20 protein-coding genes and 1 pseudogene are annotated in these 21756 nt (G+C 70.4%); 15 read left to right on the forward strand and 6 right to left on the reverse strand.

All coding sequences use genetic code 11. The annotated features are described in order from the left end of the window. Positions 1-208: 208 nt before the first annotated feature. The 4 genes and pseudogenes from AB0C38_RS20605 to AB0C38_RS20620 all read right to left on the reverse strand — a co-directional run bounded on the left by AB0C38_RS20605 (position 209) and on the right by AB0C38_RS20620 (position 3188). The gene (locus AB0C38_RS20605; RefSeq protein WP_360675477.1) at positions 209-604 is read right to left on the reverse strand and encodes an NUDIX hydrolase; all 396 of its coding nucleotides are present in this window, start codon (positions 602-604) and stop codon (positions 209-211) included. Between the two features lie 15 nt (positions 605-619). Next, positions 620-2290, reverse strand: a complete 1671-nt coding sequence (locus AB0C38_RS20610) for a hypothetical protein (protein WP_360675480.1) — start codon at positions 2288-2290, stop codon at positions 620-622. Positions 2291-2371: 81 nt separating this feature from the next. Further along, positions 2372-2735 (reverse strand): annotated as a pseudogene (locus AB0C38_RS20615) (VOC family protein). Positions 2736-2765: 30 nt separating this feature from the next. Beyond that, positions 2766-3188 carry a hypothetical protein gene (locus AB0C38_RS20620; RefSeq protein WP_360675482.1) on the reverse strand — a complete coding sequence of 141 codons (423 nt, stop codon included), beginning with the start codon at positions 3186-3188 and terminating at the stop codon, positions 2766-2768. Between the two features lie 101 nt (positions 3189-3289). Here AB0C38_RS20620 and AB0C38_RS20625 point away from each other — a divergent pair, with 101 nt between their 5' ends. From AB0C38_RS20625 to AB0C38_RS20635, 3 genes are all read left to right on the forward strand, one after another. After that, positions 3290-4438, forward strand: coding sequence for a serine hydrolase domain-containing protein (locus AB0C38_RS20625; RefSeq protein WP_360675485.1), 1149 nt, complete (start codon positions 3290-3292; stop codon positions 4436-4438). A 753-nt stretch (positions 4439-5191) separates the two neighbouring features. Further along, a complete protein-coding gene (locus tag AB0C38_RS20630) occupies positions 5192-5377 on the forward strand; it encodes a hypothetical protein (RefSeq protein WP_360675488.1) in 186 nt (61 codons plus the stop codon). 209 nt (positions 5378-5586) lie between these two features. Further along, positions 5587-8079 (forward strand): CHAT domain-containing protein, encoded by a 2493-nt coding sequence (locus AB0C38_RS20635; RefSeq protein WP_360675491.1) that lies wholly within the window; start codon positions 5587-5589, stop codon positions 8077-8079. Between the two features lie 226 nt (positions 8080-8305). On the opposite strand, the gene AB0C38_RS20640 is transcribed toward AB0C38_RS20635, so the two are convergent. Together AB0C38_RS20640 and AB0C38_RS20645 are read right to left on the reverse strand one after the other, a co-directional pair. After that, complete coding sequence (locus tag AB0C38_RS20640) at positions 8306-9136, reverse strand: ABC transporter permease (RefSeq protein WP_360675495.1); 831 nt, start codon at positions 9134-9136, stop codon at positions 8306-8308. Next, positions 9133-10068, reverse strand: coding sequence for an ATP-binding cassette domain-containing protein (locus AB0C38_RS20645; RefSeq protein WP_360675498.1), 936 nt, complete (start codon positions 10066-10068; stop codon positions 9133-9135). The genes AB0C38_RS20640 and AB0C38_RS20645 overlap by 4 nt, the downstream gene beginning before the upstream one ends. Before the next feature lie 254 nt (positions 10069-10322). Here AB0C38_RS20645 and AB0C38_RS20650 point away from each other — a divergent pair, with 254 nt between their 5' ends. The 12 genes from AB0C38_RS20650 to AB0C38_RS20705 all read left to right on the forward strand — a co-directional run bounded on the left by AB0C38_RS20650 (position 10323) and on the right by AB0C38_RS20705 (position 21648). Then, positions 10323-11858 (forward strand): DUF6801 domain-containing protein, encoded by a 1536-nt coding sequence (locus AB0C38_RS20650; protein ID WP_360675501.1) that lies wholly within the window; start codon positions 10323-10325, stop codon positions 11856-11858. Between the two features lie 109 nt (positions 11859-11967). Then, positions 11968-12690, forward strand: a complete 723-nt coding sequence (locus tag AB0C38_RS20655) for a hypothetical protein (RefSeq protein ID WP_360675504.1) — start codon at positions 11968-11970, stop codon at positions 12688-12690. Further along, the gene (locus tag AB0C38_RS20660; RefSeq protein ID WP_360675507.1) at positions 12687-13472 is read left to right on the forward strand and encodes an ABC transporter permease; all 786 of its coding nucleotides are present in this window, start codon (positions 12687-12689) and stop codon (positions 13470-13472) included. Before AB0C38_RS20655 ends, AB0C38_RS20660 begins: the two co-directional genes overlap by 4 nt. After that, on the forward strand, positions 13473-14288 hold the full coding sequence (locus AB0C38_RS20665; RefSeq protein ID WP_360675510.1) for an ABC transporter permease: 816 nt from the start codon (positions 13473-13475) through the stop codon (positions 14286-14288). Then, positions 14285-15481 carry an MCE family protein gene (locus tag AB0C38_RS20670; RefSeq protein WP_360675513.1) on the forward strand — a complete coding sequence of 399 codons (1197 nt, stop codon included), beginning with the start codon at positions 14285-14287 and terminating at the stop codon, positions 15479-15481. The genes AB0C38_RS20665 and AB0C38_RS20670 overlap by 4 nt, the downstream gene beginning before the upstream one ends. Then, positions 15478-16494 (forward strand): MlaD family protein, encoded by a 1017-nt coding sequence (locus AB0C38_RS20675; RefSeq protein ID WP_360675516.1) that lies wholly within the window; start codon positions 15478-15480, stop codon positions 16492-16494. The genes AB0C38_RS20670 and AB0C38_RS20675 overlap by 4 nt, the downstream gene beginning before the upstream one ends. Then, a complete protein-coding gene (locus tag AB0C38_RS20680) occupies positions 16491-17501 on the forward strand; it encodes an MCE family protein (protein ID WP_360675519.1) in 1011 nt (336 codons plus the stop codon). Before AB0C38_RS20675 ends, AB0C38_RS20680 begins: the two co-directional genes overlap by 4 nt. Next, entirely contained in the window at positions 17501-18499 is a 999-nt protein-coding gene (locus AB0C38_RS20685) for an MCE family protein (protein WP_360675521.1), read from the forward strand. The genes AB0C38_RS20680 and AB0C38_RS20685 overlap by 1 nt, the downstream gene beginning before the upstream one ends. After that, positions 18496-19467: an MCE family protein gene (locus tag AB0C38_RS20690; protein ID WP_360675524.1), complete on the forward strand. Its 972-nt coding sequence runs from the start codon at positions 18496-18498 to the stop codon at positions 19465-19467. The genes AB0C38_RS20685 and AB0C38_RS20690 overlap by 4 nt, the downstream gene beginning before the upstream one ends. Then, on the forward strand, positions 19467-20573 hold the full coding sequence (locus tag AB0C38_RS20695; protein WP_360675527.1) for an MlaD family protein: 1107 nt from the start codon (positions 19467-19469) through the stop codon (positions 20571-20573). The genes AB0C38_RS20690 and AB0C38_RS20695 overlap by 1 nt, the downstream gene beginning before the upstream one ends. Then, positions 20570-21067, forward strand: a complete 498-nt coding sequence (locus AB0C38_RS20700) for a hypothetical protein (RefSeq protein ID WP_360675530.1) — start codon at positions 20570-20572, stop codon at positions 21065-21067. The genes AB0C38_RS20695 and AB0C38_RS20700 overlap by 4 nt, the downstream gene beginning before the upstream one ends. After that, complete coding sequence (locus AB0C38_RS20705; protein WP_360675533.1) at positions 21064-21648, forward strand: hypothetical protein; 585 nt, start codon at positions 21064-21066, stop codon at positions 21646-21648. The genes AB0C38_RS20700 and AB0C38_RS20705 overlap by 4 nt, the downstream gene beginning before the upstream one ends. The last annotated feature ends 108 nt before the right edge of the window (positions 21649-21756 follow it).

The raw sequence follows: 21756 nt of genomic DNA on the forward strand, positions 1-21756 counted from the left end.
CGTTTTTGTCGGTGCCTTCCGGTAGCGTGGAAATCGGGGGCTGCCTACGCCCGTTTCCCTTGCACTGCAACGGAAATCTCCGCGCTGTCACGTCGTCCGGGTTTCACCCGATTCAGCGATGATCTTCGCACGTGTGTTCGGTAATGTCGGAGGCATGACCACTCTTCCCCTGTTCGGCCACCGAAGACCGTCGCCGCACCCGCGGCGATCACAGCAGCCGGCGAAAATGCTCCGCCATCTCGAGCCGCTTGGCTTCCTCCGGCGCAAGCCAAGCGAAGTCGTCGTGCTCTTCCGGGTTGAGCACGACATCTCCGGCGCCGTCTTCTTCCACCGTGTAAACGAAAGCGTGGATCTCCATCGCGCGCCCGGCGACGTCCGGCCAGGAATCGCGCGCGAGCTCACCCGTGACCCGGACCCGCAACCCGGTCTCTTCCGCCGCTTCCCGGACGGCGGTGGCCTCGAAAGCCTCGCCCGGCTCGGCCGTCCCGCCGGGCAGTTCCCACCGTCCGGCAAGGAACACGCCGGGCCCGCGCCGGAGGAACAGCACCCGGTCGCCGCGGGCGATCCAGCAGTAGGCCAGGTGCTTCCGCGCGATCTCCGTCATGCGCGCGATTCTCGCTCAGTTGGTCTTCGACGTCGGCAGGTGGGCACCGAGGTACCCGACGTACACCGTGCCCGTGCCGTCCGTGTCGTCGAGGAAGTGCAGCCGCGGCGCCGGCGACTTGAACCGCTCCAGGGCGATGTGGGCGCCGAAGTAGTCGCGGCCGCAAGGGTTCGTCCGCGGGTCGACGCGGAACGTCCGCGCCTGGCGGAGCCGTTCGTTCGTGGTCACCGTGTCCGACTCGGCCAGGGCGATGATGTTGGCGCTGATCAGCGAACCAGGCTGGCCGGTGCGGGCGAACGCGAGCACGTCCGACAGCCCGGGCCCGGGATCCTGGCCCGCGCCGAGCAACCTGGTCCGGGCGCACGCATAGGCGTCGAGCGTGCGGAGCGCGTCCCACGCCTTGCGTCGCCAGGCGCCGGCTTTCGGGTGGTGGTCGAGGATCGCGGCCGGTGCCGCCTCGGCCGTGATCGCGAGGTGCTTGAGCGTCGCCGTGGCGGCACCGATCAGGTCGGCGAAGCTCGGGAACTCCTCGGGCGGCCGCTCGGCGGCGGCGACCTCGTCGTCGGCGTCGTGGTAGCGGGCGAGCGTGCCCGCCAGCAGCCCGTTCACGCGTCTGAGCTCGTCGCGCTCGGCCTCCGTCTCCTCGAACGCGCGCGCGTAGTCGTCCACCTCCCCCTGCAGCTGCGCGAGCTGCGTCCGCAGGCACCCGAGGTCGATCGCGGAGAGTTCCTCGAGCCGGCGGCGGAGCACCTTCACCTCGCCGGCGTGCCGGTCCCGGTCCTCGGCGTCGGCCTTCGACCTCTTGCGCAGGATCGTGATCACGCCCCGCGCCTCCGCCAGCTCGCGCTCGGCGCGGTCCAGTTTCTCCGTCAGCTCCGCGTCCGGTTCCCGTTCCGGCGCGTCGAACGGATCCGTGGCGTACCACGCTTTCACGCTCGGCACCTCCGCCCACTCCTCGGGAAGCGGCGTCCGGCCGCGCGTCTGGAGCAGCCGCGTGATCGCGCCCTGGAGCGCCTCGCCGGACACCGGGCTGGCGGTCTCGACGAAGTCCGGGAGCTGGTCGCACAGCGGCGCGTACAGCCGCGCGCCTTGCGGCACCTCGTAGCCGAGGGGCACGTGCTGGTTGAGGGTGCGGCGGAAGCGGTCGTCGACGTCGAAGACGTTGACGAGGCCGGGCCAGCCGTCGACGGGGTCCGTCGGCGGTTCGGTGAGCATCAGCACCGCCGACGTCCGCCACGGCGCCACCAGCGCCTCGCCCAGCAGTTCCGCGACGCGGTCGCATTCCTGGCGAGACCAGCCGCGCATCGCGAGCACCGGCGCTTCGATCGGGATCTCGTCGCTCCCGCTCGCGCCGAGCTCCTCCAGCCCGATCCGGTGCGCCGGCGCGTCGTGGCAGCTGCGCCACGGCCGCGTGCACGCGGCGGCCAGCAGCCACGCCACGCGGTCTTCGCCGGCGTGGTAGCACAGCGAAAGCAATACCTGAACGGAGTAGCGGCCCTCGCCGCCCGTCCACCCGAACTTCAGGTCGCAGCGGCGCGAACCGCCGTCGTCGGAGGAGCCGAGATCGGCGATCGTGTAGTCGTCGTGCTGCCGCTGGCGGGTGATCAGCCTGCTGCGCAAGGCGTCCAGGGGGCGTTTTCCCTCGGTGGGGACCAGTCCGTGGTGCCAGATCCGGTGCACCCCCACAGGACTCAACTCCGTTCGCCGGAAACAGGACCTCAGGCGAACATAGCGGATCCTGTGACCGGACGAACGCGGGGCGTCACCTCATGCGCGGGTCCAGAGACAGAACGGGTGCCCGGCCGGATCGAAGCAGACGCGGACGTCCTCCTGCGGCTGGAAGTCCGCGACCACGGCACCCGCGGCGGTCGCGGCCACCGTCGCCGTGTCGAGGTCGTCGACCTCGATGTCCAGGTGCAGCTGCATCTGCTGGGCGCCGCCGGCCGGCGGCCACGCCGGCGGGATGTGCTCTCTCTCGAGCTGGAACGACAACCCGGCGCCGCCGTCGTCCGGGCGCAGCGTCACCCCACTCCGGTTCGTCGGTCTTGATCGGCCAGCCGAGCAGCTTCGAGTAGAACTCGGCGAGTGCGCGCGGTTCCGGCGCGCCGAGCACGGTGGAGGTCAGCTTCATGATCCGGTGGTACCCGCCGGCGCGGGACTTCTACCGGGCCGGGCCGGGCTGGGTGTCGAAGTAGGCGACGGGCGGGCCGACCTGCCGCCACGACGTCGTCGCGAACACCGCGGCTCCCGACAAGGCGAGCAGCACGGTGATGACGGCGAGCGTGGCGCCGATCCGGCCCGGGCCGGGGCCGGTGCGCGCACCCGCGTAGACGCCGAAGACCAGCGCCAGCACGCTGATCGGCAGCAGCGCGAACCACAGTGCGCCGAGGACCAGCACGAACGTCTGCGCGACCCAGGAGTACGCCCACGCGGCCACGACCGGCGGCCGGACGATCAGCCAGGCCGCCCAGGTGGCGACCGCGAGCGTGAGCCCGGACGCGCCGATCGCGACCGACGCGATCGCCAGGCCGCGGCCGGGCCGCGTGGTCTCGGTCGGTTCAGCCTCGAACTCCGGTGCCCCCATGCCGGGAACATCTCGGCCGGACTCCCCGGTGTTACGCGGAATACCCCGCCGCCGCGCGGGTTGACTCCAGGCGCAGGCGAAAGATCACTGAGGGAGCCGCCATGTCGTCCGAGCAGATCCAGGGGACCGTCGCCGACGGGTTCGAGTCCGTGCGCGAGGAGTTCGCCGCCGTGGCAACCGGCGAAGGCGGTGACTACGCCGCCCAGCTCGTCGCGCACGTCGACGGCGAGCGCGTCGTCGACCTGTGGACCGGCCCCGAGATCACCGCCGACTCGCTGACCGGCGTGTTCTCCTCGACCAAGGGCGCGGCGCACCTGGTGGTGGCGCTGCTCGTCCAGGACGGCGTGCTCGACCTCGACCAGCGGGTCAGCCACTACTGGCCGGAGTTCGGCGCGGCGGGCAAGGCCGCGATCACCCTGCGGGAGCTGCTCGCGCACCGCGCCGGCGTCGTGGGCGCCGACACCGGCTTCACGGCCGACGAGATCGCCGACGACCGCGTGATCGCCGAGCGGCTCGCCCCGCAGCGGCCGTACTGGCGCCCCGGCACGGCGTTCGGCTACCACGCGCTGGTGATCGGCGCGCTGACCGGCGAGGTCGTCCGACGCGTCACCGGCCGCAGCATCCAGGAGCACTACGAGGAGCGCGTCCGGAAGCCGTTCGGCCTCGACTTCTACCTGGGGCTGCCGGAGGAGCTGGAGCCGCGGTTCCTGACGACGCAACCGATGCTGCCGACGCCGGAGCAGCTGGCCGAGCTGGAGGCCAACGCGACGGGGCCGGACAGCATCACCGGGATCGCCTTCAACCGCAACCACCCGAAGGCCCCGGAGCTCTGGGACCTCCCGAACCTCAAGCTGGTCCGCAGCCTGAGCCCGGCCTCGGTCGGCGGCGTGGCATCAGCACGCGGCCTGGCCGGCATGTACGCGGCGGCGATCAGCGGCTCTGAGCCCCTCCTGAACCCGGAGACGGCGGCAGAGTTCGCCCAGATCCATTCGACGGGAGACGACCTGTCAACCCGCAACCACAACGCATTCGGCCTCGGCTTCGCAGTTGTTTCGGACGACTACCCGGTCCTCGGCCAGGGAGCGTTCGGCCACAGCGGCGCGGCGGGTTCCCAGGCGTTCGCAGACCCCCGCAGCGGCCTGGCATACGGCTACAACCGCCGCCGGTTCGCGTTCCCGGGCGGAGCGGCCCCAGAGAACACCCGGCTGGTAGGCGCGATCCACAAGGCGGTGACCGACCAGCAGGCATGACGAGATAGCGGTCCACAAAGGACTCTCCTGGCCGGGCGGCCAGGAGAGTGGCGGGCGCACGCCCGAAAGGATCACCGAGCGAGGGGTGCCGGAGGGCGGCGAGGGGTTGGCGAGCTTCGCTGCGGCAGGCCCGGCGGGTGCTACCACTCGAGGAGGACACCGCGGACTTGCCGGGTGCCGCGACTCGGCTGGGCGTGAGGCCGGTCAAGTCGCAGAGCTGGCCGGGTTGTCGTGACTCGACGAGCGCAGGCGAGCGAGGCCGGGCGCGCGGCTGGCCGGAAGCGTGCGCTGGCGGGCGGTGGGCCGAGGCTGGGCTGCGTCGAGAGCGGCGGCTGGGCCGGATTCGCCTCGGTGAGCATGCCGGGGCGCGCCGGTTCGGCGAGCAGTCGGCACCGTCGATGCCCGAAGTTGGCCCTCGCCCATAGGCCAAGCAGCTCGGCTCCGCCCAGGAGCCGAGCAAGCCGCCGCTCGCACCCTCGGGCCGGTTCAAGCAGCCGGCGTCGCCGAGCGAAGCCACCCGGCGGGATGCACGTCGCCCACAGACCTTGTTACAGAGTTCACTCGTTAGGACGTTCCAGCCCGGGCGTTTGGCCTGATCACCCCGGTCGGACTGACTTTCTGTAGCGAAAACCCTCCCGATCATTGCGCCGTTGTGAAACTATTGGCCCATTCGCGGGGAGAGGGCCTCGCGAGGGGGACTCACCGTCACGGCGAGCGGCCCCATGCAGATCCCCAGGGGAGAGGAGATCGACCATGTCGACGCCTACGGACACCAAGCCTGAAGAAACCCCGGAGCCGGTCGAGAAGGCCGGACCGGTGGTCCCGCACACGGAGCCGGACGAGCACGGCTGGGTGCACATCGACCACCCGCCGCTCAAGGACGGTCCGGTCGTGACGCCGAACTGCGGGAACCCGTGCTACCAAGTGGTCAAGTCCTGAGCTTGACCGATTCGTGATCGCCCGCCTGCCGATCTTCGCTTGGCAGGCGGGCTTCTTTCTGCGACTTGCTGTGATGTCATAGGAGTGTGCCTGTGACGAACCTGGACCCGACCGAAGTCATCGAGACGGTCCGCGGCCTTCAGCGACAAGCAGCCGAAGGGTCCTGCCTGAAGCATTACCGGGAGGGAGTCCGGCTGCTGCGTCGCGGTATGACGATGCTGGACTCGATCCACCCCGTCGCGCAGGAGCACCGGACCGACTGGCTGGTCACCCGGATCCGGCTGGCCAGCCTGATGGCCGCGCTGTCCTCGGAGATCAGCGGTGACCTCTCGGCGGGCCTGGCCGGGCTCGACGATGTCCGGTTGCTGATCAACGCGGTACCGGACGCCGTCCTCCAAGCCGAGCTCAACGGCTCGCTCAACCACAACTACGCGGCCCGGTTGATGAGTGTCGGCCGCAACGAGGAAAGCCTGGGCTCGTTCGACATCTCCGTCGCGCACCAGGAGTACCGGCTGGCGAACGGCCCGGCGCCCGAGACGCGGATGGGGGCTTTCGTCCAGACCCTGTCGTCGCGCGCGTGGGTCCAGATCCGGCTGGGGAACGTCAGCGAGGCTCAGGCGGACCTCAACCGTTCGCTCGAGCTCGCCGAGAAGTACGAGCTCCGCACGGTCGCCGCCGACATGCGGCGCACCATGGGCATGCTTGCCCTGCGCACCGGCGACGTCCCCGAAGCTCTCCGGCTGTACGAGATGGCGGAGCGCAGCTACCGCGCGCTGGAGCTGGACGTTCCGGAGGGCCTGCGCTTCGAGCAGGCGGAGGCCTTGCTGGCGGCGGGGCTCGCCGAAGAGGCGGGCGCGCACTTGGACGAGGTGCTGCCGAAGCTGGTCGCCGAACAGAGCATCACCCGGGAGGTGGCGCGCGCCGAGCTGTACCGCGCTTCCGCCGCTTTGATGACCGACGAGATCGAGCTCGCGCGGCAGATGGCCGACTCCGGCCGCCGCAAGATGCTGCGCGTCGGCTGTCAGACCTGCATCGCCAATGCCACCTTGACCGGCTTGCAGGCCGACGCGCGCGACGCTCTCCGCGCCGGCGACATCCCGGCCGCCCTGCCGACGCGGGCGCTCCGGCTCGCCGCGAAGATGCCGACTCCCCAGCTCACCGACCAGGCCGCCACCGCCCGGATGCTGGCCGTCCGCCTGGACATCCGGCGCGGCAACCTCAAACGCGCCGTCGAAACCCTTCAGCTGGTCCCGCGTCCCGGGCAGCTCACGCCGATCGACTTCCGGATGCTGCGGCGCCTCTGCCGGGCCGAGCTGGCCGTCGCCCAGGGGAGCCGGGCCAAGGCGCTCACCGAGATCCGGTCCGGGCTCACCGAGCTCGACGCCGTCCGGGACCGGATGGGTGGGCTGGACCTCGTGTCCGGTACCGCTCTGCACGGCCAGGAGCTCGCCGACCTCGCCGTCAAGCTCGTGCTCGAACGCCACGACGCGCGGCGGCTCTTCGTCTGGCTCGAACGGACCCGCGCCCAGACCTACCGCTACGAACCGCTCTCCGCCGGGACCGATCCCGAGCTGGCCGCGCGCGTGGCCGAGGTGCGGGGCCTCGGGCAGGCCATCCAGGAAGCCCAGCACGACGGCCACCCCATCGCCGGCCTGCGGGCCAAGTACAACGAGCGCCTGCGGGAGGCCCAGCGGCTCGGCTGGCACACCGGGCGCTGGGGCCGGCCGCGGCCGGTGGCCGGGCTCGGCGAGGTCGTCGCGCAGCTCGGGAAGCGAGCCTTGGTCAGCTTCGCGGCTTCCGGGGACGAGCTCGTCGCCGTCGTCGTCGCCGGGGGTGAGTGCCGGCTCGTGCGGCTCGGGTCCGCCGGCGCCGCCGCCGAGTCCGCGCGGGTGCTCAACGTCGACCTCGACGCCCTCGCGCCCGACAACCTGCCCGAACGGCTGGCCGAGGTCGTCATGGCCTCCGCGCGCAAGCAGGCCGACAAGCTCGACGCCCAGCTCATCCAGCCGCTGGCCGAGGTGTTCGGCGACCGCGAGCTGGTCATCGTCCCCACCGGGCCGCTCTACGCCGTGCCGTGGGGCGTCCTGCCCGGGCTGCGGGGGCGGCCCACCGTCGTCGCACCGTCGGCGACCGCGTGGCTCGCCGCCGAGCGGACGAAGCTGACGCGCGCCCGCAAGATCGTGCTCGTCCGCGGGCCCGGGCTGGCCGGCGCGCGCGGCGAGCTGGAGAAGCTGACCACCCACTACCGCACCGCGACGACCATGACCGGCGCCAAGGCCACCGTGAAGTCGGTGCTGCGCGCGATGGACGGCGCCAAGCTCGCCCACTTCGCCGCGCACGGCGCGCACGAGCCGGAGAACGCGCTGTTCTCCCGCCTCGAACTCGCCGACGGCGCTCTCTTCGGGCACGAGATGGCCGGGCTGCGGCAACCGCCGCGCCAGGTCGTCTTCGCCGCGTGTGAGCTCGCGCTGAACCGGATCCGGCCGGGTGACGAAGCCCTGGGCTTCGCCAGCGCCTTGCTCGCCAGCGGGTCCCGCACGGTGATCGCGCCGCTGTCGCGCGTCGGCGACCTGGCCTCGGCCGCCGCGATGGACGACTACTACCGCGCGCTGGCCGTCCGGGACAGCCCGGCACTGGCCCTGGCCGACGCGATCGCCGTCGACCCGTTCCGCCGGCCGTTCGTGTGCCTCGGCGCGGGTTGAGGCAGGAGCCAGGAGAGCTGGACCAGCCGCGGATCGGTCTGGACGAAGCTGCCGAGCAGCTGGTCGACCCAGGTCGGCACGTCGAGGTCCAGCCGGACGCCGGCGGCGCAGAAGCGGCAGCAACCCACACGTAACTCGCGTGATCAGAGCCGGAACTCGCGTGATTGAAGCCGAAACTCGCGAGTTCCGGCTTCAATCACGCCAATCACGTGTCCAATCACGCGAGTTACGTGTGGGAGCGGAAGGTTCGGGCAGCTAGAGAAGAGCCTGCTGCTGCCGCTACTGCGGCGATGGCCAGGGCTGCGGCCAGGGACCAGCCGATCGGGCGGGCCAACGCCAGGGCCCGGGTTGCGTCGATCGCGTAAGTCAGGGGGTTCACCGCCGAGACCGCGCGGACCCACGCCGGCATCGTGTCCAGCGGCATGTACGCGCTGGAGGAGAACATCAGCGGGAACATCACCACGAACGACGCCGCCTGGAGCGTCTCGGCCTTGCGCAGCCACGTCGTGATCGCGACGAACACCCAGCTCAGGCACCAGCCGACCACCAGCGTCAGCAGCAGCGCCAGCCCCAGGCCGAGCACCCCGCCCGCCGGGCGGAAGCCCAGGAAGACCACGCTCGCCAGCGCCGTCACCACCAGCTGGACGCCCAGCCGGGCCGAGTCGGCCAGGGTCCGGGCCACCAGCACCGAGAACAGCGAGATCGGCAGGCACCGCAGCCGTCCGGTGAAGCCGCCGAAGATCTCCGCCAGCAGGCCCGCGCCGGAGCTCATCGCCGTTGTCATCGCGATGTTGACCAGCGTCGCCGGCACCAGGAAGTTCACGTAACCTTGGTACGCCGCGACGCCCGGAAGCGCCCCGACGCCGCTGAACACCTGGCTGAACAACAGAAGCAGCACCACCGGCTGCAACAGTCCGAAGAAGACCAGCCGGCGGTCGCCGAACGCCGTCCGCAGCGAACGGGCCGCCAGCACGTGGACCTGCGTCCAGAAACCGGATTCGGGCCAGACCGCCGGGTCCGCGAGGGCGGCCACCGCGCGGTGCCGGGCCTGCGTCACGACGTCACCGCCGTCCGGTGCAGGGAAAGGTAGACGTCGTCGAGCGTCGGCTCGGTCACGGTGAGGTCCCGCAGCGGCGCGCCGGCCGCGTCGAGCGCGCGCACCAGCACCGGCATGTCGCCCGGCCCGCTCAGCGGCACCGAGAGCACCAGCCCGGTGCGGCCCGCGGCGAGACCGAGGCGCGTCAACGCGTCCACCGCGCGCCGCAACGCCAGTTCGGTGCCGAAGGTGAGCGTCGCCGCCCGGTTGCCGAGCCGCGCCTTGAGTTGTGACGGCGTTCCCGACACGGTGATGTGGCCGAAGCCGAGGACGACGACGTGGTCGGCCAGCCGGTCGGCCTCCTCGAGGTACTGCGTGGTCAGCACAACGGTCGTGCCCCGCGCCGCGAGCCCCTCGACGACCGACCACAGCCCGGACCGGCTGACCGGGTCGAGGCCGGTGGTGGGCTCGTCGAGGAACAGCACCTGCGGCGCGCCGACGAGGCCCGCGGCCAGGTCCAGCCGCCGCCGCAGCCCGCCGGAGTAGGTGCCGGCCGCGCGGTCGGCCGCGCCTTCGAGGCCGAACGACGCGATCAGCTCGGCGGCCCGCGCCTGCGCCTGCCGCGGCCTCGCGCCCAGCAACCGGGCGATCAGCACGAGGTTCCCGCGGCCGGACAGGGCGTCGTCGACCGCGGCGAACTGCCCGGTCACCCCGATCCGCCGGCGCACCGCGCGGCCGCGCTGCACGACGTCGTAGCCGCAGACGCGGGCGGTGCCGGCGCTCGGCCGGACGCGCGTGCTGAGGATGTCGATCAGCGTCGTCTTCCCGGCGCCGTGGTGGCCGAGGACCGCCAGCATCGCGCCGCGGGCGACGCTGAGGCTGATCCCGGCGAGCGCGGTGACTTCGCCGTAGTGCTTCGCGAGGTCAGTCACGGCGATGACCGGCTGGTTCATGACCGCTCCTTTCCCTGCCCGGAAAAAAGGTATCCGGACGGCGTGGTTGCGGGCAAGAAGATGGCCGCCATTCGCCGTGTGCATGACAATTTTCGTGGCCGCCGACCGTCCGCATGTGACAACCGCTGACCTGCGTGACCCTTCGCGAGGACGTCGATCCCCTGCGCGTGACAAAGAATTCGGGGCAGCTTGTTAAGCCGGTTTTAGGGAGGTACTTTTCGCTGAAATTCCCCCATTCCCCGAGGTGACGAGCCGTGAAGTTTTCGTGGAAGTCGAGAAAGCCCGCCTACGGCCTCGCCGTCGCGACGGTCGCGGGTATCGCGGCGACCGTCGCCCTGGTCGGGGCGGGGCCGACGCAGGCCGCGCCGGTGAGCCTGACGCTGAACTACAACTGCCCGTTCCCGCTGATCGGCGACCAGGTCCTGGCGGTCAAGATCGACACCAACCTGCCCGACGACGCCGTCGCGGGCGCGTCGTCGACGCCGATCACGTTCGACGTCGACGTCACCGTGCCGGAGACCGCGACCGAGGGCCTGGCGCTGGTCGGTTCCACGTCGCTGGACGGTTCGGCGAAGGCCGCGGCCCAGCTCAAGTACCCGGTCGACAAGACGCTGAACTTGAACCTGCCGCTGACCATCGCGTCGACGCCGGTGCCGCCGTCGGGCGCGTTCCACGTCAAGAGCAGCGGCAAGGCGCCGGCCGTGACGTTCCCGAGCCCGGGCACCGCGTCGGTGACGGTCGGGAACTTCAGCACCACGATGACCCCGCGCACCGCGGACGGGCAGCCGACCGACCTCGGCACGTTCACCTCGGACTGCATCGCCGTGCCGGGGCAGAACCAGTTGCTGGGCACGTTCGAGGTCAAGCCGGCGGGCGGCACCACGACGCCCACCACGCCGACGACCCCGACCACGCCCACGACGGAACCGACGACGCCGACCACCGAGCCGACGACCCCGACGACGGAACCCACGACTCCGACGACCCCGACCACGGAGCCGACGACTCCGACCACGGAGCCGACCACGCCGACGACGGAACCGACGACTCCCACGACGGAACCGACCACACCCACCACCGAGCCGACCACGCCCACCACTGAGCCGACGACTCCGACCACGGAACCCACGACGCCGACGACCGAGCCGACCACGCCCACGACGGAACCGACGACCCCGACGACGGAACCCACGACGCCGACGACGGAACCGACCACCCCCACCACTGAGCCCACGACGCCCACCACAGAACCGCCGACGACCCAGCCGACCACGCCGCCGGGCGGCATCGACGTCCAGTACTCGGTGAAGGGCAAGTCGACCCTCAAGCAGCTGCACGCCACGCTGTCGCTCGGCCCGGGCAGCCTCGACGCCAAGCTCGACGCCGCGTCCGGCAAGTTCGGGGCCCGGCTCGCGCTGCCCAAGTCCGATGTGGACTTTCGCGTGCTCGGCTTCATCCCGGCGTCCGCGACCGTGAAGCTCGCCCAGGTCGGCGCGATCAACGGCACGCTCACCGGCGGTGCGGTCAAGGCGACCGCGCAGGTGGACGTCCAGCTCACCAAGGTCCGCGTGTTCGGGTTCCCGATCCTGTCGTCGAACTCCTGCCACACGGTGAAGCCGGCCGACGTCCCGCTCGCCTCGGCCCCCGGGTTCGACCCGCTCAAGGGCGGCAAGCTGAGCGCGACGTACGGCATCCCGCGGTTCACCGGCTGCGGGTTCCTCACCGGCCTGATCTCCGGCATCACGTCCGGCCCGGGCAACAAGCTGGAGGTGACCCTCACCAAGAAGTGAGGTAGCGGCGCGAAAACGCAGACCCGCGTGACAAGAATGAGAAAACCCTTATCCCGCAATGAGAATCGTCAGTAGCTTCGGAAAGGCCACCTTCGATGAGGAAGTCCGGATGACTCTGCTGACCCGGTTGTCGCTGCCAGCCGTGCTGGTACTGGCCGCGTTCTCGCTCGGTGCCGCGAAAGCCGCGCCGGGCGAGAACGTGCCGCAGGCCGCGGCCACGCAGATCCCCTTCGGCTTCACCCTCGGGGACGCCCGGCAGCCGACCACGAGTCACGTGGCCAAGCTCGGTTCCGACATCGCCTTCCCGCCGGGCACCTTCGACGGCGCGCTGGGCGGCCTCACCAACACCGTGCCGATCACCGGAAAGCTGAACATCCCGCCCGCGGACGGGTACTTCGTGGCGTTCCGGTTCATGGCCACCACCGGCCGGGTCGAGATCATCCCGGACGGCGACGCCACGGGAACGGCCACGGTGCACACGGGCAAGGACAAGGACTGCAAGGCCACGCAAACGAACATCTGCGCCGACACGAACGTGACCGCGAAGGTGTTCATCAAGCTCTCGGACGCGAAGGTGGACGGCAAGACCCTCGACGTCGGGCCGGACTGCCGGACGGCCCAGCCCGCCGCGGTGACCATCAAGGCCCTGGTGCCGATCTCGCTGCCGGCCCCGCCGGTGAAGGTGACCTCCACCTTCACCGCGCCGCCCTTCGCCGGCTGCGTCGGCCACGAAGACCTGAGCCGGTTGCTCACCGGTCTGGTTTCCGGTCCGGGCAACACCTTCGTCTCGAACCTCACGTTGCGGTGCTTCAGCACGGGGTGCAAGACATGACGACCCCAGTGCAGCAGCGGGCCGCGAACGGCCTGCGCGAGTTCGGCCGCATGTGCGCGATGGGCCTCGACATCATCGTCGCCATGGTCCGCCGGCCGTACCAGGTGCGGGAGTTCGTCCAGCAGTTCTGGTTCATCGCCAGCGTGTCCATCGCGCCGGCGATCCTCGTCTCGATCCCGTTCGGCGCGGTGATCTCGCTGCAGCTCGGCTCGCTCACCAGCCAGATCGGCGCCCAGCAGTTCAACGGCGCGGCGAGTGTCCTGGCCGTCGTGCAGCAGGCGAGCCCGATCGTGACGACGCTGATCATCGCCGGCGCGGGCGGCAGCGCCATCTGCGCCGACCTCGGCGCGCGCAGCATCCGCGAGGAGATCGACGCGATGGAGGTGCTCGGCGTCTCGCCGATCCAGCGTCTGGTCGTGCCGCGGGTGCAGGCTGCCGTCTGCGCGTCCGTGCTGCTCAACGGCCTGGTCAGCGTGGTCGGCGTGCTCGGCGGCTACTTCTTCACCGTGATCATCCAGGGCGGCACGCCCGGCGCGTACCTGGCCAGCTTCAACGCCCTCGCGCAGCTGCCCGACCTCGTCGTCAGCTCGGTGAAAGCGGTGATCTTCGGGTACCTCGCCGGGGTCGTCGCGTCCTACCGCGGGCTGAACCCCAAGGGCGGCCCCAAAGGCGTCGGCGACGTCGTCAACCAGTCGGTCGTCATCACCTTCCTGCTCCTGTTCTTCGTCAACACCGTGCTCACCGCCCTGTACCTGCAACTCGTTCCGGCGAAGGGGACCTGAGTGGCCATCCTCGGCAAACCCGGTGACCGGCTGTTCGACCTCGGCGACCAGCTGCTCTTCTACGTCCGCGCGCTCGCGGCCGTCCCGCTCGCGGTCACGCGGTACTTCCGCGAGGTCGTCCGGCTGCTGGCCGAGGTGACGTTCGGCAGCGGCGCGCTCGCGGTGATCGGCGGCACGATCGGCGTGATGGTCGGGCTGTGCGTGTTCACCGGCGTCACCGTGGGCCTGCAGGGGTTCAGTGCGCTCAACCAGATCAACATCTCGGCGATGACCGGGTTCCTCACCGCGTACTTCAACACCCGCGAGATCGCGCCGCTCGTCGCCGGGCTCGCGCTTTCGTCCACTGTGGGCAGTGGGTTCACCGCGCAGCTCGGCGCGATGCGGATCTCCGAGGAGATCGACGCGCTGGAGGTGATGGCCGTGCGGAGCATGCCGTACCTGGTCACCACCCGGATCATCGCCGGGTTCATCGCGATCATCCCGCTGTACGTCATCGGGTTGTTGATCTCCTACCTCGGCTCACGGCTCACCACGGTCGTCTTCTTCGGACAGTCGGGTGGGACCTACGACCACTACTTCACGCTGTTCCTGCCGCCGGGTGACGTGCTGTGGTCATTCGGCAAGGTGCTCGTCTTCAGCGTCGGCGTGATCCTGACGCACTGCTTCTACGGCTATCGCGCCAGCGGTGGCCCGGCCGGGGTCGGCGTCGCGGTCGGCCGCGCCGTGCGGACGTCGATCGTGCTGATCAGCGTGCTCGATCTCTTCCTGTCCCTGGCGATCTGGGGCGCGACGACCACGGTGAAGGTGTCGGGATGAGCCGGTTCGGCACGCAGCTCGCCGGGGTCGCGTTCCTCGGCGTGCTCGTCCTGCTCGGCTATCTCGCGGTGGCGATCTACGACAAGGACTTCGACGACTCCGAAGTGGTGACGCTGCGGGCGGACCGGGTCGGCAACCAGCTCGGGCCGACCGCCGAGGTGAAGGTCAAGGGCGTGCCGTTCGGCGAGGTCCGGGCGGTGCGCAGCACGCGCACGGGCGCCGAGATCGACCTCGCGCTCGACCCGGCGAAGATTGGCCTGCTGCCCCAGAACGTCTCCGCGCGGCTCCTGCCGAAGACGGTGTTCGGCGAGCGGTACGTCAACCTCGTCCTGCCCGACCATCCACAAGGGAAGCTCGGCGCGGGGGACGTCATCGCGCAGGACCGCTCGTCGAGCGCGATCGAGCTGGAACGCGTCCTCGGCGACCTGCTGCCACTGCTGCGGGCGGTCCAGCCGCAGAAGCTGAACAGCTCGCTCGGCGCGATCTCGCAAGCCCTCGACCACCGCGGGCAGCCGATCGGCGACAGCATCGTCAAGCTGCAGGACCTCCTGGCCCAGGTGAACCCGCTGATGCCGCAGTTCAAGGCGGACATCACCGGGCTGGCGAACGCGGCCGACGTCTACACCAGCGCCGCGCCGGACATCCTGCAGGCGCTGACCGACCTCTCGACCACCGCGAAGACCATTGTGGACACCCGTGCGGACCTCGACAACCTCTACACGAGCGTCACCAGCGCCACCGGGCACCTGAACGACTTCCTGCGGAAGAACAAGGACAACATCATCGGCGTCTCGGCCGAAAGCCGCCCCACGTTGGAGCTGCTTTCCCGATATTCGCCGGAGTTCCCGTGCCTGTTCGACGCGGTGAACCGGCTCAAACCGCTGATGGAGAAAGCCCTCGGCAAGGGCACGAACCAGCCGGGCCTGCACGTGACGCTCACCGTGCAGGACCCGCGCGACAAGTACGTGCCCGGCCGCGACACCCCGCGGTTCGACGCCACCGGCGGGCCGAAGTGCTACGGCGGTGGGGCAGCGGCCTCGGGCGCCACCGATGGCGACCTCGGCCCGGCGAACTCGCCGGGTGAGCGTCAGCTCGTCGCCGAACTGCTGAAACCCACGCTGGGCGACGTGCCGGACTGGAGCAGTGTCCTGATCGGACCGGCGCTGCGCGGAACGGAGGTGACCGTCCGATGAGGAGCGTCGCCGGTCCCGCCATCAAGGGCCTGATCTTCTTCCTGGTGACCGCGGTCGCCACCGGGATCCTCGCGATCACCATCGCCAACTCCGGCGTCGGCGCCACCATCGGCTACACGGCCCGGTTCACCGACGCGACGTCGGTCAACCCCGGCGACGAGGTCCGGATGGCCGGCGTCCGGATCGGCCAGGTCGACGAGGTGCACGTCGTCGAGCACCGGCTGGCCGACGTCGCGTTCTCCGTCGACCGCACGCACCGGCTCACGGCGTCGGCCTCGGTCACCATCCGCTACCGCAACCTCGTCGGGCAGCGGTACCTCTCGGTCGACCCGGGCGCCACCGACACGTCACCGACCCTCGCCGAAGACGCGCGGATCCCCTTGGAACGGACCAAGCCGGCGCTCGACCTCACCGCGTTGTTCAACGGCTTCAAGCCGCTCTTCCAGGCCCTGTCGCCGAACGACGTCAACCAGCTGTCGTTCGAGATCATCCAGGTCCTGCAGGGCGAGGGCAGCACGATCGAGAGCTTGTTGCAGCACACGGCGTCGCTGACGTCCACCCTGGCCGGCAAGGACGCCGTGATCGGGCAGGTGATCGGCAACCTCAACACCGTGCTCGACACCGTCAACGCCCAAGGCGACCAGTTCGACGCGCTCGTCGACACGACGGCCCAGCTGGTCACCGGCCTCGCCGCGGACGCGAAGCCGATCGGGCAGGCGATCGGCGGGCTCGGCGAGCTGACCACCGCCACCGCCGGGCTGCTGCAGCAAGGACGTCAGCCGCTCAAGGACAGCATCACCGCGCTCGGTGACCTGTCGAAGAACCTGGCCGACAACACCCCGGTGTTCCAGCAGTTCATCGACAACCTGCCGAAGAAGCTCGACCGGATCGGCACGCTGTTCTCCTACGGCTCGTGGGCGAACTTCTACCTCTGCTCGGTGGAGACCGACGCGAAACCGGCGCCGGGCGGTCCGCCGCCGGGTATCCCCGTCACGGCTGCGAGGTGCCGATGAAACCGCCCCGGATCAAGCCGTTCCGCAGCCGCAACCCGATCGTCGTCGGCGTGGTGACCGCGTTGGTCATGGCACTGGCCGGCAGCGCGACGTTCTTCTCCGACAACCTGCCGATCATCGGCGGCGGTACCACGTACCAGGCCGAATTCCACGAGGCGGCCGGGCTGAAGCCGAACGACGAGGTCCGCGTCGCCGGGGTCAAGGTCGGCGAGGTCACCGACGTGCGGCTGGCCGGCGACCACGTCGAGGTGTTGTTCCGCGTGAAGGACACCTGGATCGGCAACCGGACCACAGCGGCGATCAAGATCAAGACCCTGCTCGGCCAGAAGAACCTCGTGCTCGACCCGGTCGGCAACGGCGAGCTGAACCCGGACCAGCCGATCCCGGCCGAGCGGACAAGCTCGCCTTATGACGTCACCGAGGTGTTCAACGACCTGGCCAGCACGGTCGGGGCGATCGACACCGACCAGCTCGCGCAGGCGTTCCGCGTGCTGTCCGACACGCTCGGCGCGTCCGCGCCCAGCGACGTCCGGACCGCGTTCGACGGCATCGCCGCCCTGTCGCAAACGCTTGCGTCCCGCGACGACGAACTGGTCAAGTTGTTCCAGAACACCAACCAGGTGTCGAAGACGCTCGGCGAGCGCTCCGGCCAGATCCAGGCCCTGATCCGCGACGGCAACACGCTGCTCACCGAGCTGAACGCCCGCAAGGACGCGATCGCGCAGCTGTTCAGCGGCATCAAGAACCTCTCGATCCAGCTGCGCGGGCTGGTCGCGGACAACCAGAAGCCGCTCGGCCCGGCGCTCGACCAGCTCGACCGCGTCGCCACCGTGCTGCAGCGGAACCAGGGGAAGCTGGAGGACAGCCTGCGCCTGGCCGGCCCGTTCTACCGGCTGCTCGGCAACGCCGTCGGCAACGGCCGGTGGATCGACACCTACATCTGCGGGCTCATCCCCACCGGCACCACGCCGGGCAGCTGCCTGCCACCGAAGAACGGGGGACGCTGATGGCGCACCAGCTCATCGACCTGGGGGCACGGGCGCGCCGGAGGACGAGACTGCGGGCGCTCGCGCTCGGCGTGCTGCTCGCTTTGACCGTCTCGGCGGCGTGGCCGCTCGCGACCGCACCGGGCGAGCGCACGCTGACCGCGTACTTCGCCGCCGCCGTCGGGGTCTACCCGAACTCGGACGTGCGCGTGCTCGGCGTCGCGATCGGTTCGGTGTCCAAAGTGGAACCGAACGGCACCGACGTCAAGGTGACCATGACGCTGAAGCCCGACGTCCAGCTGCCGGCCGACGCCGGGGCCGTCGTCATCACGCCGAGCCTGGTCGCCGACCGGTACGTGCAGATCACGCCCGTCTACCAGGGCGGGCCGCGGCTGGCCGACGGCGCGTCGATCCCGCGGGAACGCACCGCGACGCCGGTCGAAGTCGACGACCTGCTCCACAGCCTCAACCAGCTGATGACGGCGCTCGGCCCGCAGGGCGCGAACAAGGACGGCGCGGTCAGCGAGGTGCTGACCAAGTCGGCGGAGTACCTGAACGGCAACGGGCAGACCATCGGCACGGCGATCAAGAACCTCGGCGAGTTCGCGCGTGCCGCCAGCGACTCGAAGGACGACCTGTTCGGTTCTGTCGACAACATCAGCGAGTTCACCGCGATGCTCGCCGCCAACGACGGCCAGGTGAAGCAGGCCATCGCGCAGATCGCGTCGCTCAGCCAGGTCCTGGCCGACCAGCGCGACCAGTTTTCCGGCGCGCTGACCGAGCTGACCCAGGCGCTGAGCGTCGTGCAGGGGTTCATCAAGGACAACCGCGGCAAGGTGCAGTCCGATGTGGACAAGCTGGCCGACGTCACGAAGGTGCTGGTGAACCAGAAGGACTCGCTCGCCGAAGCCCTCGGAGCGGCCCCGAACGCCCTGACGAACCTGCTGGGTGCCTACGACCAGGCGAACGGGACCATCGACGGCCGCGGCAACCTCCTCGAGTTCCCGGAGCCGAAATGAAGCCCCTGGTCAAGCTGGCCGCCGTGGTGACCCTCGCGCTCGTCACCACCGGCTGCGGACGCGGGGTCAGCGTCTACGACATCCCGCTGCCCGGCGGCGCCGCGCTCGGCGACCACCCGATCCACGTCACCGCGAGCTTCACGAACGTCCTCGACCTCGTGCCCCAGTCCGGGGTCAAGGTCAACGACGTGCCGGTCGGGCAGGTCGTCAAGGTCGAGCTGGCGCCCGACGGGCACAGCGCGCGCGTCGACCTGTTGCTCAACGGCGACGTCGATCTGCCGGGCAACGCCGTCGCGCGGCTGCGGCAGGCCAGCATCCTCGGCGAGAAGTTCGTCGAGCTGGCCCCGCCGGACGACGCGACACCGTCGGGCCGGCTCCTCGACGGCGCGGCCATCCCGCTGGACCGGTCCACTTTGACGCCCGAAATCGAGGAGGTCTTCGGCGCGTTGTCGCTGCTGCTCAACGGCGGTGGGGTCGCTCAGGTGCAGAACATCAGTCACCAGCTCAACGAAGCTCTCGGCGGTCGCGAGACGGCGGCGCGCAGCCTATTGTCCAGTTTGGACACCTTTGTGAAAGGGCTCGACGAGCATCGCACCGAGATCACGCGGGCCATCGAGAGCGTCAACAAGCTGGCGCAGACGCTGGACGCGCACACCGACCAGATCACCACGACGCTCAACGGCCTGACCCCCGGCATCGGCGTCCTCAACCAGCAGCGGGAGGCGCTGGTCGGGATGCTCAAGTCCCTCGACGGGCTGACCTCGGTCGCCGTCGACACGGTGAACCGCAGCAAGGACGACCTCGTCGCCGACCTCAAGGCCCTCGAACCGCTGCTGCGGCGGCTTGCCGACTCCGGGGACAAGCTCCCGAAGGCGATGGAGATGATCTTCACCTTCCCGTTCCCGGACGCCGCCCTCGACACGATCCGCGGCGACTACCTCAACGGGTTCCTCAAGGTGGGCCACTGATGCTGACCCGGTTCGTGCGCTTCCAGGTGACGATCTTCGTCGTCATCGCGGTGCTCGGCGTCGCCTACGTCGGGGCCACCTACGCCGGCCTCGACAAGGTGTTCTTCGACCGCGGCTACACCGTCAAGGCGCAGTTCCCGACCGGCGGCGGCATCTTCACCAACGCCGAGGTCACCTACCGCGGCGTGCCGATCGGCCGCGTCGGCGAACTGCGGCTGACCCCGGCCGGCATGGAAGCCGACCTCGAGATCGACTCCGGCACCGCGCCGGTCCCGGCTGACACCGAGGCCGTCGTCGCCGACCGCTCGGCCGTCGGCGAGCAGTACGTCGACCTGCGGCCGCGCACCGACGGCGGGCCGAAGCTGCGGGACGGCTCGGTGCTCACCCAGGCCGACACGAAGATCCCGCTGCCGGTCGACGTCGTCTTGTCGACAGTGGACTCGTTCGCCAACTCGGTGCCCAAACCCGCGCTGCGTACGGTCGTCGACGAGCTGTACAACGCGACGTTCGACGCCGGCCCGGCGCTCGACCAGCTCATCGGCCGCGGCATCGAGTTCGTGCAGGCGGCGAGCGCGCACGTCGCGCCGCTGACCCGGTTCGTCACCGACGCGCACGTCGTGCTCGACACCCAGGTGCAGCAGGCCGACGCGATCCGCGAGTTCGGCGCGAACGCGAAGCTCCTGGCCTCGACCTTGAAACAGTCCGACGGCGACCTGCGCACGCTCATCCCGGCGGTGCCCGCGGCGGCGAACGAGGTCGGCGCGCTGATCCGCGACTCCGGGCCACAGCTGGGGGTGTTGCTCGCCAACCTGCTGACGACCGCGGACGTCCTCGAAGCCCGCCAGGACGGCCTTCGCCAGCTGCTGATCACCGCGCCGCAAGCGGTCGCCGCGGGCACCGCGATCGTGCGTCCGGACGGCGCGCACTTCGGGCTGTCGCTGACGTTCTTCGACCCGCCGCCGTGCACGAGCGGGTACCCGACGCCGTACCGCAACGGCCTCGACACCTCGACCCGCCCGCTGAACACGGCCGCGCGTTGTGCGCTGCCGAAGGGCGACCCGACGAACGTGCGGGGTTCGCAGAACGCACCGGGAGGACGGCCGTGAGGATCTTCGCGTGGGTGGCCGCGGTCTTGGCGACCGTGGCGGCGGGGTGGTCGGGGTTCACCTGGTGGCAGGCGGCGCACGACGACGGTGTCGCGCGGGCGGTCGTCCGGGAGGACGCCCTGCAAGCCGGCCGGACCGCCGTCGCCGGACTGACCACTTTGGACTACCGGCAGGCGGCGCCGGGGTACCAGCACTGGCTGGACCTGTCGGGCGGCGCGCTGCACGACGAACTGGCTGCCGACCGGCAAGGGAGTCTCGACCGGATCGGGCAGGCGAAGACCGTCACCACCGGCAAGGTGACCGACGCCGCGGTGACCGAAGTGGACACCGGCGCGGGCACGGCGAAGCTGATCGCCTCGGTCGAGCTGGTGGTGGCACCCGAAGGCGGGGACGCCGTCACGAAACGCAACCGCTTCCAGGCCGACCTGACCCGCGGGCCCGACGGCTGGCGGGTCACCGGGCTGGGCCAGGTCCCGACGGGGGAGGCGCCATGACCGTGCCCACGAAGAAACGCCCGGTGAAGGTCGCCGGGCGGCACCACGACCCCGCACCTGTCGAGACGCCGGTCGTGAAACCTCGTCGTCGGGCGCCGCGGGTGCTCGCCGCGGTCGCGGTCGTGATGGCGGTGCTCGCCGGGTGGTTCACGCTCGAGGCGAGGACCACGAACGCCGTCGTCGCGCACAACACCGCGCTTTCCGATGTCGCGGGCACCGCGGACGCCGGGAAACAGATCAGCGCCGCGCTCGGGACGCTGTTCTCCTACCGCTACGACGACCCGCCTTCGAAGAATGACCAAGCGGCGAAGGACCTCCTCACTGGCCCCGCTCTCGCGCAGTACGGCCAGCTCTTCGGCGAGGTCCGCAAGCTCGCGGCCGACCAGAAGCTCATGGTCACCTCGACGGCCGTCGCATCCGGCGTGAAACTGCTGGACGGCGACCGCGCGGCGCTGCTCGTGTTCCTCGACCAGACCGGCACGAGAGGCGACGGGCAGCACAGCACCGGCGCGGCTCAGCTGAGCGTCACGGCCGAGCGCGTCGCCGGGAAGTGGCGGGTCACGGGGATGTCCGCCGCGTGACTGTCACGGTGACAACAGGCGTTGCCCGTGTCGCAGTGAACGGAATGACAAAGTATCTCCGCGCATTCTCGATTCGTTGACAGGGATTCAACACGGGAAATACGGTGG

It is taken from the genome of Amycolatopsis sp. NPDC048633, from assembly GCF_040650695.1.
Taxonomy (GTDB): Bacteria; Actinomycetota; Actinomycetes; order Mycobacteriales; family Pseudonocardiaceae; genus Amycolatopsis.

Excerpts from the sequence above, each read along its gene's own strand:
- AB0C38_RS20705 (WP_360675533.1), top strand. The coding sequence starts at position 21,064 with ATGACCGTGCCCACGAAGAAACGCCCGGTGAAGGTCGCCGGGCGGCAC.
- AB0C38_RS20625 (WP_360675485.1), top strand. The coding sequence starts at position 3,290 with ATGTCGTCCGAGCAGATCCAGGGGACCGTCGCCGACGGGTTCGAGTCC.
- AB0C38_RS20675 (WP_360675516.1), top strand. The coding sequence starts at position 15,478 with ATGAGGAGCGTCGCCGGTCCCGCCATCAAGGGCCTGATCTTCTTCCTG.
- AB0C38_RS20635 (WP_360675491.1), top strand. The coding sequence starts at position 5,587 with ATGACGATGCTGGACTCGATCCACCCCGTCGCGCAGGAGCACCGGACC.
- AB0C38_RS20670 (WP_360675513.1), top strand. The coding sequence starts at position 14,285 with ATGAGCCGGTTCGGCACGCAGCTCGCCGGGGTCGCGTTCCTCGGCGTG.
- AB0C38_RS20645 (WP_360675498.1), bottom strand. The coding sequence starts at position 10,068 with ATGAACCAGCCGGTCATCGCCGTGACTGACCTCGCGAAGCACTACGGC.
- AB0C38_RS20695 (WP_360675527.1), top strand. The coding sequence starts at position 19,467 with ATGCTGACCCGGTTCGTGCGCTTCCAGGTGACGATCTTCGTCGTCATC.
- AB0C38_RS20680 (WP_360675519.1), top strand. The coding sequence starts at position 16,491 with ATGAAACCGCCCCGGATCAAGCCGTTCCGCAGCCGCAACCCGATCGTC.
- AB0C38_RS20605 (WP_360675477.1), bottom strand. The coding sequence starts at position 604 with ATGACGGAGATCGCGCGGAAGCACCTGGCCTACTGCTGGATCGCCCGC.
- AB0C38_RS20630 (WP_360675488.1), top strand. The coding sequence starts at position 5,192 with ATGTCGACGCCTACGGACACCAAGCCTGAAGAAACCCCGGAGCCGGTC.
- AB0C38_RS20660 (WP_360675507.1), top strand. The coding sequence starts at position 12,687 with ATGACGACCCCAGTGCAGCAGCGGGCCGCGAACGGCCTGCGCGAGTTC.
- AB0C38_RS20655 (WP_360675504.1), top strand. The coding sequence starts at position 11,968 with ATGACTCTGCTGACCCGGTTGTCGCTGCCAGCCGTGCTGGTACTGGCC.
- AB0C38_RS20690 (WP_360675524.1), top strand. The coding sequence starts at position 18,496 with ATGAAGCCCCTGGTCAAGCTGGCCGCCGTGGTGACCCTCGCGCTCGTC.
- AB0C38_RS20620 (WP_360675482.1), bottom strand. The coding sequence starts at position 3,188 with ATGGGGGCACCGGAGTTCGAGGCTGAACCGACCGAGACCACGCGGCCC.
- AB0C38_RS20685 (WP_360675521.1), top strand. The coding sequence starts at position 17,501 with ATGGCGCACCAGCTCATCGACCTGGGGGCACGGGCGCGCCGGAGGACG.